The sequence below is a fragment of the Anaerorudis cellulosivorans genome (genome assembly GCF_025943985.1).
GTDB lineage: Bacteria > Bacteroidota > Bacteroidia > Bacteroidales > Dysgonomonadaceae > Anaerorudis > Anaerorudis cellulosivorans.
Genome location: NZ_JAPCWE010000008.1, coordinates 122,493 through 134,752, shown reverse-complemented (window position 1 = coordinate 134,752; position 12,260 = coordinate 122,493). Strand labels below are relative to the sequence as shown.

The following is a 12,260-nucleotide window of genomic DNA, read 5'->3' as shown; positions in this document are numbered from 1 at the left end:
AGAACATGTGAAGAGCAGATTTGAGCGAGTAAATTAATAGCGGCTTCTGTTTGAGTAATGCCTATAAAACTGACCTGGATACCACCCGGAAGTTTTATTCTGATCTCTCCTTTATTATTACCCGATGTAGCAGCTTTACGTGCAGGCTTATTTTCCGGAAGATTAAAGCTGATGGGTGTCAGTTTATCCACAGCAGTCTCACCTGCATGATTATTGTATGGACGGGTTAATCCAAATTTGCTTTTCCAGTAATGAAAACTTGAAACAGTGTACGATTCATTGGAACAAAAATCTTTGATGCTTAAACCACTGCTCTGCTGGCGTTCCAGTATCACCATAAATTCTTCTTTACTTATCGGCGTCATATATTGTTATGTTTGCCGCAAAGATCAAAAATTAAGATGAATACTAAAACGGGAACTTTATCGGGTGCTTACATACAACCGATTTGCTCCGTCCCTTATACTACGACTCAAAGAAAGGGTATCGGCCACCGATTACATCCAAGTGGACGAAACCACCTTACCTGTGGTGAATGATGAAAAACATAAAACCGTCAAGGGATATATTCAGACGGCCGCTACCGCATAGACAACAACATGGCGGAAAACGGCATACGTCCGCCGGTACTTGGGCAGAAGAATTACCCGTTTTGCGGTAATCACAATTTGCGGTGTTTCTTTTTGGCTTTATCGTTGCCGTAGCCATATTTATAGTACTGTCGTGGATAACCATGGCCATAGCGGTAATCGTAGTGGTGCAGATCTTTCACGTCGTTCACCACGAGCAGCATGTTTTTCAGTTTTCCCTGCTCCATCAGTTCGTTGGCAAAGCGCAGTAAATTTTTGCTCGAATAGCCTGCACGGCACACATACACCGTAGCGTCGGAAACGCGATTGATGATCAGCGTATCGGCCACCTGGTTCACCGGCGGCGAGTCAATAAATATATAATCGTATTTCTCACGCAAATGTTCCATAGCCTTATCCAACATATCGCGTGACAGCAACTCTGCCGGATTGGGCGGTATAGGACCTGAAGGCAACACAAACAAATTCTCGTGGATTCCCGATGGCACCACCAGCTTGTCGATATCACTTTCCATCCCCGACAAGTAATTACTGATACCCTCCTTAACCCCTATGTGAAAATATTGCCGAATGCGAGAAAGGCGCAAGTCGAGTTCCATGATCAGCACTTTTTTATCCAACAATGCAAAACTCAACGCCGTATTGATGGCGACAAACGTTTTCCCTTCACCCGGAACGGTCGAGGTAAACACCACCGCCTTCTTGTCTCCTCCCAACGCCAACATCAGGCTGGTACGCAACATGCGGAATGCCTCGGCAATGCTGCTGCGATCGTCTTTCTTGATGGCAATATTTTCGTTATCCCCTTCTTCCTCATGGCGCGGAATTTCGGCCAACAAGGGCACTGTTGCAATTTTTTCGACATCCGCACGCGACTCGATGCGATATCGGAACAAACTTACTGCATAAATGACAGCACCGGGAAGCAGCAACCCCAACACCAATGCCACTGCGAGTACTAACGTAGTACGCGGATAAATTTTACCCACTGTCTTCGCCTTGTTGAGTACCTTTGCCTTGTTGGCTACCGCCGCCAGTGCCAGTGCATTCTCCTCCCGCTTCTGCAGCAGCATCAAAAACAGGTTCGCCTTGATCTGCTGTTCGCGCGAAAGGTCGAGAAACTCCCGCTCCTGTGTCGGCATACTGCCGATTTTGCCACTGTACAGGCTTGCCTGATTGAAAAGATCCTTTTGTTTGGTTGTCAATCCTTGCAGCACACTGTTGATAGACGAATTGATTGCCGTGCGCAACCCCGCAATCTCGTCCTCCAACTTCCGCATCACCGGATTGTCGGGCGTCACGCTCTGTGTCAATCGCTGCCGTTGCAGCAACAGGCGGTTGTACTCGCTGATAGCCGCATTCAACATGGGGTCGTCGATACCGATATTCACCGGAATTGTCTTGTCGGCATTCGCCGGATTATTCACGTAATCGCGCAGCAATTTTACGATGCTCAGCTGGCTCTCCACCTCCACCAACTGCTGCTCGTACCGACTGCTCATCTGCATGGTGCGCGCCAGATCGGCCTGCAGGTCGGTCAACCCCTGCGACCGTTTATATTCTTCCACGTTCTGCTCCGCCGCACTCAGTTCCCTGTCGATAATAACAATGCGCTCGTTGATGAACTTCTGCGTGTTCAGCGCCTCCATGTTCTTGTCTTCGATGGCCTGATTGTTGTATTCTTCAATCAACGTATTCAAAAAATCTTTACCCTTTTCGATATACGGCGTATTAAACGAGAGGTTAAGCACCGACGATTGCCGGTTGGCCTGCTGAATATCCAAGTCGGCTAAATATGCATCGATGACTGTTTCCGGCTTCCGAATGGAAATATACAAAAGCCGGTAATCAGGTTCTACCCCTTCACGCCGCGTAAAACTAATGTTGCCGTAAGAGGTATGCAGCAAGGCCGGAAGATTCTTGAACACCGTATCCGACGGAAGTCCGGGTGTGATCCCTTTTACCGCTATCGACCCATCCGAAAGCATCGCCATCTCCAGATCGATATTCTGCTTCAGGTTGTCGAGCTCGCTCTTTTCCATCGCCACAATCACCGGACTCTTGGTGTACAAGTCGGTATTTTTGATGCGTCCTTCCACGATATACGACGTATGCAGGTCGAGCCGGTCAACCACCGCCTGCAGCACCGATTGCGACTTCATCACAAAAGTTTCGTCTTCCACATTGTTCACCGCAACCAACAGTGTCAATTCGTCAATTGCCCCGATAGTCGGTGTTTTTTGAGCCGACTGCACATCTTTCAATATCACCCTTGCCGATACCTTATACACCGGCGTGGCATAATAAAGATATCCGGCCGCCGCCATCAGTGCAACCGCCACCCCTGCCACAATCCATTTCCAATAACGGATGTATTTCCAAAAAAGTTCGATCAGGGAAAATTCTTCTCCTTCGCCTGTTTCGGACTGAAAAGGAGGGTTGTCATGGGTTGGCTGTTCCTTCATGGAATTACCTCACCATATTTATAATTTATCAACAGGCTGTTTTTCACTGTATTGATTAAAATTTAAGATTTGCGGTGTTTCTTTTTGGCTTTATCGTTACCGTAACCGTAGCGATAACCGTAGCGATAACCGTAGCCGTGATGAAAATCCTTCACATCGTTGACCACAAGCAGCATGTTTTTCAGTCTCCCCTCCTCCATCAGGTCATTGGCAAAGCGCAGCGAATTTTTGCTCGAATAGCCGGCCCGGCACACATACACCGTAGCGTCGGAAACGCGGTTGACGATCAACGTATCGGCCACCTGACTCACCGGAGGCGAGTCGATCACGATATAATCATACCGCTCGCACAACCGTGCAATAGCCTTATCCAAGGTAGGATGGGTCAGCAGCTCGGCCGGATTGGGCGGTATGGGACCCGAAGGCAACACATCCAGGTTCTCGTTTATACCCGAAGGAACCACCAGTTGCTCGACATCGTCTTCCAAGCCCGACAAATAGTTGGTTATCCCGCTTTTGGCCTCCAAATGAATATACTGCCGCACGCGCGGAATGCGCAAGTCGAGCTCCACAATCACCACCTTCTTGTTGAGTAGCGCAAGGCTCAGTGCCGTATTGATGGCGACAAACGTTTTACCCTCGCCCGACACGGTCGAGGTAAAAAGCACTACCTTTTTGTCGCCCCCCAATGCCAGCATCAGGCTGGTACGCAACATGCGGAACGCTTCGGCAATACTGCTGCGGTCGTCTTTCGCAATAGCAATATTTTCGTCCTCCTCCTCATATCGCGGAATTTCGGCCAATAACGGCACCTTTGCGATCTTCTCCACGTCGGCACGCGACTCGATGCGGTATTGAAACAAACTCACCACATAAATAATCACGCCGGGCAACAGCAATCCCAACAGGAGCGCAGCCGCCAATACGATGGACGTGCGTGGTGCCACTTTGCCCGCTACCGTAGCCTCGTCGAGCACCTTCGCCTTGTTGGCCACCGCCGCCAGTGCCAGTGCATTCTCCTCCCGCTTCTGCAGCAACATCAAAAACAGGTTCGCCTTGATCTGCTGTTCGCGCGAAAGGTCGAGAAACTCCCGCTCCTGCGTCGGCATGCTGCCGATTCGTCCGCTGTAGAGGTTCGATTGGTTCATCAAATCCCGGCGTCGCGTGGTGAGCCCTTGAAGCACACTGCTGATCGACGAATTGATGGATGTCCGCAACCCCGCAATCTCGTCCTCCAACTTCCGCATCACCGGATTGTCGGGCGTCACGCTCTGAGCCAGTCGCTGCCGTTGCAGCAACAGGCGGTTGTACTCGCTGATGGTGGCATTCAGCGTCGGATCCTCGATGCCGATGTTCACCGGGATGGGCTGGTCGACATTCGCCGGATTATTCACGTAATCGCGCAGCGATTTCACGATGCTCAGCTGGCTCTCCACCTCCACCAACTGCTGCTCGTACTGACTGCTCATCTGCATCGTTCGCGCCAGATCGGCCTGCAGGTCCGTCAACCCCTGCGACCGTTTATATTCTTCCACGTTCTGCTCCGCCTCGCTCAATTCCTTATCGATGATGGCAATGCGCTCGTTGATGAACTTCTGCGTGTTCAGCGCCTCCATATTCTTGTCTTCGATGGCCTGATTGTTGTATTCTTCGATCAACGTATTCAGAAAATCTCTCCCTATCGAGGGGTAAGGCGTATTGTAAGCCAGGTTCAGCACCGACGACTGCCGGTTGGCCTGCTGAATGTCCAGATTAGCGCGACACGCCCTGATCACCGCTTCCGGTCTTCGGATGGTAACCAGCAGCTTCCGGTAATCGGGTTTCACCCCTTCACGTCGCGTAAAACTGATATTGCCGTAAGAGGTATGCAGCAACGCCGGCAAACTCGTGAACACCGTATCCACCGACAGTCCGGGCATAAGGCTCTTCACCCGTACCGACGAAGCCGACACCATCGCCATCTCCAGCTCGATAGCCTCCTTCAAGTTGTCGAGCTCGCTGCGCTCCATCGCCACAATCACGGGACTCTGCGTATATAAGTCGGTATCCTTGATGCGCCCTGCCACGATATACGACGTATGCAGGTCGAGCCGGTCGACCACCGCCTGCACCACCGCTTTCGACTTCATCACGAAAGCCTCGTCTTCCACATTGTTAACCGCACCCAGCAGCGCCAGCTCGTCGATTGCCCCGATAGTCGGTGTTTTTTGAGCCGACTGCACATCTTTCAAAATCACGCTCGAGGTTACTTTATACACCGGCGTGGCAAAATAAAGGTATATCCCGGCAACCAGGAGGGCAACCACCACCCCCAACACGATCCATTTCCAATAACGGACGTATTTCCAAAAAAGTTCAACCAGCGAAATTTCCTCTTCTTCGCCCTTGCCGGCAGCAGAAGCAGGATTGGCATAGGTAGATTGTTCGTTCATGAAATCACTTTAATATATTGACGATTAAGCTGGCAATAGACACCAAAATGGAAGTGGCCGACACCCACAACCCCGTGGCATTGCTGATCTCGGCATTCTGCGCCTTCGTTTTGTTGGGCTCGACATATACCACATCGTTTTGCTGCAGATAAAAATCGGGCGAAAAAATAATGTCCGCCTCATTCAGATTCATCGGGATGACCCGCTTGTTGCCCTCCGCATCTTCGCGGATGATCTTCACGTTATCCCGTCGTCCCCATATCGTCATGTCGCCCGCAAGAGCCAGCGCCTCAAAAATATTCACTTTCTCGTTCGAAATGGTAAACGTGTTCGGCCGGGCCACTTCGCCCAACACCGCAATCTTGTAATTGACAAAACTCACCGTCACCACCGGCTCCTCTTTCAGGTAAGCGCTTAGCAACCCGGTAATTTTATCCTCGGCCTGTCGTTTGGTCAGTCCTTTCAGCGTAATCATTCCCAACACGGGAAAATCGATTTGTCCGTTGTTGTCCACCAGATACGGCTGCAGCTGCGGCTGCGAACTCATCACCAGCCCCGTCTTCACGGCCGGAACAATCAGATTAAACGGCTGCACCGATTCCGGATCGGTAGCCGTCACCGTTATGGTCAATAAATCTTTGGGCATGATGCGCGCGTCGTACAACGGCACTGTCTGTTGAGCCAACTGCTCGGCCGTAAGCGTCTCCGCACCTTGCAGATAGGCAATTTTTTTCGAAGACCCGCAGCCGGTGAAAATCATCACCATCACTGCTGCCATCGCCGCCGGAAGAAAAAGATACCTCGTTATGTTCATTTCAACGGTTTTTTCTTGTTCGTCTTGCCGGGAAAAGGCCGTATTCCGCCTTTTGTCGCCGGCAAAGTTGTTTTTGGTAGTCTGTTTCCATGGGATTTGTTCCCATGACGATGCAAAAATAAAGAAAATCCCCATAATAACCGTTCAGTCCTACGCTATTTTTCACAAATTAAGGTTTTTTAAATAAGTAATGCCGTATCTTTGCATCCTAAAAAAGGAACATGCATGATGATTATCGCAGTAGATTTTGACGGCACCATCGTAGAACACGCCTATCCGGCGATCGGCAAACCCATCCCGTTTGCCATCGAAACCCTCATCCGCCTGCAACAGGAAGGCCACCGCCTCATCCTGTGGTCGGTGCGCGAAGGGCAGCTCCTTCAGGAAGCACTCGACTATTGCGCCGAGCGGGGACTCCGTTTCTTTGCCGCCAACGAAAACTACCCCGGTGAAGACCGCACCGCCGCACCACGCAAACTCACGGCCGACCTGTTCATCGACGATCGCAACCTGGGCGGACTCACCGACTGGGGACTGATCTATCACACCATTCAAGCCATGGGAAAAGGCATCAGTACCGAAGAGGCCGTCATGTTGTCACACGGATATGCCGCACCCCGGAAAGAAAAGCAAGGCTTCTTCTCCCGCTTCCGCAGAAAAAAATAAGAAAAATCTCAATTTTTAACAATAAATCGGACACCATATTAAAAGAATTAACTAAATTTGCATCCGCAAATAAACGCAATCGGGTTCTATAAATGGACAAAGCACTCAAATGGTATGCGCTTTACACGCGCTCGCGATTCGAAAAAAAAGCGGCCGAACGGCTGAGGGAGCAAGGCATCGAAGCCTACGTACCCCTGCAGCGGGTAATGCGGCAGTGGAGCGACCGGCGCAAACAGGTGCTCGAACCGGCCATCCGTTCCTACGTCTTTGTCCGCATCAATCACCTCCACTATTACAACGTATTGAACACGCCGGGCATTGTGCGCTACGTTTTCTTCGACGGCAAGCCCGCCGTAGTGCGCGATGAGGAGATCGACACGCTGAAACGGGTGATGGATGCCGAACTCGAAGTGGAATGCCTGCCCGACGACCTGCAACCCGGCACGCGGGTGCGCATCGTCCAAGGCCCCCTCACGGGCATAGAAGGCGAGCTGGTACAGCACGTAGGCAGGCAGAAGGTTGCCCTGCGCATCGAAGCCATCCGGCAGGTGATGATGGTCTCCCTCTCGCCGCAGGTGCTGGAAGTATTGCGGTAACGGCAGGTTGACAACCAACAGCGAAACCGTTTTCGCTCGTGCCGGTTAAAAAAAACGAGGAGTAGGTTCTGTGACAACAACGCTCATGGGACTGAAAGGGCGAAGCTGTGAGTAATTTCACCTTGGCCGCACCAAGTCCGTACCAACACTGCACCAAGTCCGCTCCAAGACTGCACCAAGTCCGCTCCTTCCTCGCTCCAAGCCTGTATGAAAACAGGACCGGTTTCGCAGCCGAAAGGCGCATCAGTCCTGCGTAAGGGCGGTGAAATCCGGTGCTCTTCTCCTCGCCTTGAAGCGGACAAATAGCGAAGGAAGAGCGAACAAGAAGCGAAGAAAACGCGAAAAAGGCACCCTTTGAAATCACCAAAAATAAGGCATTGCCAATCATTAACCCCAAAAATGAAACTCCGAGATTTACCATATACAAGGCATATTGCAAGGTAACATCGACGGCAAACTATAAAAAGATGACAGACGAAACGAAAATAATAAACCCCAACAATGAATAGTAAAAAAGTATTAGTTACCGGTGCGGATGGTTTCATAGGCTCACATCTTACCGAAATGCTGTTAGAAAAAGGCTATCGGGTAAAAGCACTGGCTTATTATAATTCATTCAACGATTGGGGATGGTTGGAAGGCATTCATCATCCTCGGCTGGAAGTGGTAACGGGAGACATTAGGGATCCGCATTTGTGCAAACACATCACGAAAGATATTGACATTATCTTCCATCTTGCAGCGCTTATTGCTATTCCTTATTCCTACATTGCACCGGACAGTTACGTGGATACCAATATCAAGGGAACACTCAACATCTGTCAGGCAGCCAAGGAAAATGGTGTTGGCAGGGTAATCGTAACCTCAACATCGGAAGTTTACGGTACTGCCCAATATGTGCCGATCGACGAAAAGCATCCAAAACAACCGCAATCGCCCTATTCGGCCACAAAAATCGGTGCAGATGCCATAGCCATGAGTTTTTTCAATGCCTTCGAACTCCCGGTCGTTATTGCCCGACCGTTTAACACGTATGGTCCCCGACAATCGGCAAGAGCAATCATCCCTACTATTATTACGCAAATAGCAAACGGGGAAAAAGAAATTCAAGTGGGAGATCTTACGCCTACCCGCGATTTCAATTACGTAAAAGACACCTGCAAGGGATTTATAGAATTGGCAGCGTGCGATGAAGCCATCGGTCAGGAAATAAATATTGCCGGCAATCAGGAAATTTCCATGCGCAACACGTTGCAATTGATTGCTAAAATTATGAACGCCGATATTGCCTTTGTGGAAGACAAACAACGGCTTCGTCCCAAAAACTCCGAAGTATTCCGTTTACGGGGCGACAACACCAAAATAAAACAATTAACCGGTTATACCCCTTCCTACTCATTGGAAGGCGGCTTGCGGGAAACGGTGAAGTGGTTTCTCGATAAAAACAATTTGAAAAAATATAAATACGATATATACAATGTATGAAAATATTATAGCTTTTATACATGATTTATATGGCACACAGGAAACCGTTCCTTTACATGTACCGACATTTAAAGGAAACGAAAAAAAATACCTGAACAAATGCATCGATACCACTTTCGTTTCCAGCGTAGGGAAGTTCGTAGATCGTTTTGAAAAAATGATAGAAGAATATACCGGAACCAAAAAAGCCGTTGTATGTGTGAATGGTACCAATGCTCTTCATTTGGCTCTAATGTTGGTAGGGGTGGAAAGGAATGACGAAATAATAACCCAAGCCCTTACTTTCATTGCAACATGCAATGCTATTAGTTATATAGGAGCAATTCCTGTATTTATCGATGTAGATAAAGATACGATGGGACTTTCGCCGGTTGCTCTTGAGGCTTGGTTAAAAGAAAATGCAGAAATAAAAAATAAGACGTGCTACAATAAAAAGACACAGCGAAGAATTAAAGCATGTGTTCCGATGCATACTTTCGGTCACCCCGTCCACTTGGATGAATTGGTAGAAGTTTGCAATAAATACCATTTGGAAATGGTGGAAGATGCCGCAGAGAGTATAGGCAGTTTATATAAAGGTCAACATACGGGTACTTTCGGGAAAATTGGAATTCTCAGCTTTAACGGCAATAAAACCATTACTACCGGAGGAGGAGGAATGTTGCTTTTCCAAGACGAAAAACTTGGAAAACTGGCAAAACATTTGACAACCCAAGCCAAGGTTCCCCATCGTTGGGAATTTGTGCATGATCATATTGGATATAATTACCGCATGCCGAATATCAATGCTGCCTTGGGTTGTGCTCAAATGGAGCAATTGGATGATTTTATAACCAACAAACGGAAAACAGCAGAAAAATATAAAACCTTTTTCGAAAGTTATCCCGACATAACTTTTTTCACCGAACCCGAAAATTGTCGATCCAACTATTGGCTAAATGCAATTATCATGAAGGATAAAGAGAGTCAACAGGAATTTCTACAATACAGCAACGATAACGGTGTCATGACGCGTCCGATATGGGAATTGATGAACCGCCTCCCCATGTTCAAAGATTGTGAAAATGACGGCTTAGCCAATACTCAATGGTTTGCCGATAGAGTGATAAATATTCCGAGCAGTGTAAGAAATAAATAATATATTTATAAAATATAAGAATATGGAACTACAAGAATTCATTACAAATTTTGCCAATCAATTTGAAGAAACCGATTCTTCTGTATTTACAAAAGATACGGTTTTTAAAAACCTCGACGAATGGAGCTCTTTACTGGCATTGTCGATTATTGCAATGGTGGATGAACAATATGGGGTGGCATTAAAAGGAGACGATATCCGTTCTGCCAATACTATCGAAGATTTATTCGGGATCGTAAAAAGTAAAAAATAATCTCGATGGCATTTTTATCAATCCGGAATGTAAAAATAGCAGGCATCAGTGCTTGTGTGCCAAAACAAGAGGAGTTTTGTTCCGATTTTCCTTTATTTTCAAAGGAAGAGAGTTTAAATTTCAGCAAAACAACCGGTGTAATATCCCGAAGGATTGCTTCCCCTGAAATTTGCTCTTCGGACCTTTGTTATCATGCTGCGAACAAACTGCTGTCTGATTTACAATGGAATCGTGAAGAAATAGATTGTCTTGTATTCGTGACTCAAACGCCGGATTATCATTTGCCTGCCACTTCACCCTTGTTGCAAAAACGATTGGGTCTTTCTGAAAATTGTCTTGCTTTGGATATTTTGTTGGGGTGCTCCGGCTATGTATACGGACTTAGTGTAATCACTTCCTTGTTAAGTCATGGCAATATAAAGAAAGGTTTACTCCTTGCGGGAGATACCATATCAAAAACATGTTCAAAAAACGACAAGACCACTTATCCCTTGTTCGGCGATGCGGGTAGTGCTACTGCTCTTGAATTTCAAGGGGGGGGGGAGGGATTTCTTGTTCAATTTGAAAACGGATGGTAGTGGTTCCAATGTAATTAAAATTGAAGATGGTGGATTTCGTAATCCGACTAATTTTGATTCCCTTAAAGAAATAAAAATAGACGAAGGTATTTCAAAAAATAAACTGCAACTCATTTTGGAAGGGATGGATGTTTTTACTTTCGGCATTTCTAAAGCACCTGCAAGTATTAAAGAATTAACCGAGCACTTTGAATTGAATTTAGAAAGCGTCGATTACTTTATTTTTCATCAGGCTAACAAATTTATGAACGAAAAGATCAGGAAAAAATTAAATCTTCCTGCAGAAAAAGTTCCTTATTCAATCGAACGCTTTGGAAATACAAGTTGTGCAACCATTCCTTTGACAATGGTAACCGAAATGAGAGATAAATTGGAAAACAATCGATTATCCCATATCGCTTGTGGCTTTGGTGTAGGTTTATCGTGGGGAAGCGTTTATTTTGAAACAGATGAAATAGTCGTATCCGATTTAGTGGAAATTTAAAATCAAAAAAAATGTACAATCCTTTTTCTCTTGAAAATAAAACCATATTGGTAACCGGTGCTTCGTCGGGTATCGGGAGAGCTATTGCAATAGAGAGTTCCAAAATGGGAGCATCGGTCATTATTACCGGACGCAATGAAGAACGCTTAAAAGAGACACATGCCCAAATGGAAGGGAATAAGCCGGATTATATAGTTGCCGATCTTTCCAATTCAGATGACGTGCAAAATTTAAGTGAAAACATAACATCACTAAACGGATTGGTAAATTGTGCCGGTTTAACAAAAGTATTGCCTTTCCCTTTTGCCGAACGAAAAGATTTTGAAGAAGTGATGGAAGTCAACTTTTTTGCTCCGACCGAGCTTTCGCGATTATTGGTTAAATCGAAGAAACTGCAAAAAGGCGCTTCTATCGTTTTCATTTCTTCTGTGTCGGGAGTATATTGTTCGGCGGTTGCGGGTTCTATTTATTCATCCTCAAAAGGTGCAATCAACGGACTTGCAAAAGCAATGGCTTTGGATTTGGCTCCCAAAGGAATACGCGTTAATTGCGTGAATCCGGGAATGATCGATACCCATATATTTTCGGAAGGAAAAATAACACAAGAGCAATTAAAGGAAGATATGAAACGTTATCCCCTCAAAAGATACGGCAAACCGGAGGAAGTGGCTTATGCCGTTATCTATTTGTTGTCGGATGCCGCCGAATGGATAACGGGTTCGAATCTGCTAATTGATGGGGGATATACATTATTATAAA

General features: G+C 46.9%; 13 protein-coding genes and 1 pseudogene. 10 read left to right on the top strand and 4 right to left on the bottom strand.

What is annotated here, in order from left to right:
- Positions 1-365: IS66 family insertion sequence element accessory protein TnpA (gene tnpA, locus OLM34_RS06425; RefSeq protein WP_264406015.1), on the bottom strand; the 365-nt coding region annotated here is incomplete at its 3' end.
- A gap of 80 nt (positions 366-445) precedes the next feature.
- Between tnpA and OLM34_RS06420 the strand changes: the two are divergent.
- Together OLM34_RS06420 and OLM34_RS11475 are read left to right on the top strand one after the other, a co-directional pair.
- Positions 446-570: pseudogene (locus OLM34_RS06420) on the top strand (IS66 family transposase); the annotation flags it as partial.
- A gap of 29 nt (positions 571-599) precedes the next feature.
- Positions 600-704, top strand: coding sequence for a hypothetical protein (locus OLM34_RS11475; protein ID WP_413777198.1), 105 nt, complete (start codon positions 600-602; stop codon positions 702-704).
- On the opposite strand, the gene OLM34_RS06410 is transcribed toward OLM34_RS11475, so the two are convergent.
- The 3 genes from OLM34_RS06410 to OLM34_RS06400 all read right to left on the bottom strand — a co-directional run bounded on the left by OLM34_RS06410 (position 662) and on the right by OLM34_RS06400 (position 6,301).
- Complete coding sequence (locus OLM34_RS06410) at positions 662-3,055, bottom strand: GumC family protein (protein ID WP_264406013.1); 2,394 nt, start codon at positions 3,053-3,055, stop codon at positions 662-664. The two genes, OLM34_RS11475 and OLM34_RS06410, sit on opposite strands and share 43 nt — an antisense overlap.
- 62 nt (positions 3,056-3,117) lie before the next feature.
- Positions 3,118-5,487: a GumC family protein gene (locus tag OLM34_RS06405; RefSeq protein WP_264406011.1), complete on the bottom strand. Its 2,370-nt coding sequence runs from the start codon at positions 5,485-5,487 to the stop codon at positions 3,118-3,120.
- 4 nt (positions 5,488-5,491) lie between these two features.
- On the bottom strand, positions 5,492-6,301 hold the full coding sequence (locus OLM34_RS06400; protein WP_413777199.1) for a polysaccharide biosynthesis/export family protein: 810 nt from the start codon (positions 6,299-6,301) through the stop codon (positions 5,492-5,494).
- Between the two features lie 228 nt (positions 6,302-6,529).
- Between OLM34_RS06400 and OLM34_RS06395 the strand changes: the two genes are divergently transcribed.
- From OLM34_RS06395 to OLM34_RS06360, 8 genes are all read left to right on the top strand, one after another.
- Positions 6,530-6,967, top strand: coding sequence for a BT0820 family HAD-type phosphatase (locus OLM34_RS06395; protein ID WP_264406021.1), 438 nt, complete (start codon positions 6,530-6,532; stop codon positions 6,965-6,967).
- Between the two features lie 92 nt (positions 6,968-7,059).
- On the top strand, positions 7,060-7,563 hold the full coding sequence (locus OLM34_RS06390; protein WP_264406010.1) for a UpxY family transcription antiterminator: 504 nt from the start codon (positions 7,060-7,062) through the stop codon (positions 7,561-7,563).
- A gap of 501 nt (positions 7,564-8,064) precedes the next feature.
- Positions 8,065-9,048 carry an NAD-dependent 4,6-dehydratase LegB gene (locus tag OLM34_RS06385; RefSeq protein ID WP_264406008.1) on the top strand — a complete coding sequence of 328 codons (984 nt, stop codon included), beginning with the start codon at positions 8,065-8,067 and terminating at the stop codon, positions 9,046-9,048.
- Positions 9,041-10,186: a LegC family aminotransferase gene (locus OLM34_RS06380; RefSeq protein WP_264406006.1), complete on the top strand. Its 1,146-nt coding sequence runs from the start codon at positions 9,041-9,043 to the stop codon at positions 10,184-10,186. Before OLM34_RS06385 ends, OLM34_RS06380 begins: the two co-directional genes overlap by 8 nt.
- A gap of 22 nt (positions 10,187-10,208) precedes the next feature.
- Positions 10,209-10,439 (top strand): acyl carrier protein, encoded by a 231-nt coding sequence (locus OLM34_RS06375; protein WP_264406005.1) that lies wholly within the window; start codon positions 10,209-10,211, stop codon positions 10,437-10,439.
- Positions 10,440-10,444: 5 nt separating this feature from the next.
- Positions 10,445-11,017, top strand: a complete 573-nt coding sequence (locus tag OLM34_RS06370; RefSeq protein WP_264406003.1) for a beta-ketoacyl-[acyl-carrier-protein] synthase family protein — start codon at positions 10,445-10,447, stop codon at positions 11,015-11,017.
- Entirely contained in the window at positions 11,001-11,501 is a 501-nt protein-coding gene (locus tag OLM34_RS06365) for a 3-oxoacyl-ACP synthase III family protein (protein ID WP_264406002.1), read from the top strand. Before OLM34_RS06370 ends, OLM34_RS06365 begins: the two co-directional genes overlap by 17 nt.
- Before the next feature lie 11 nt (positions 11,502-11,512).
- Positions 11,513-12,259 (top strand): SDR family NAD(P)-dependent oxidoreductase, encoded by a 747-nt coding sequence (locus tag OLM34_RS06360; RefSeq protein WP_264406001.1) that lies wholly within the window; start codon positions 11,513-11,515, stop codon positions 12,257-12,259.
- Position 12,260: the final 1 nt, after the last annotated feature.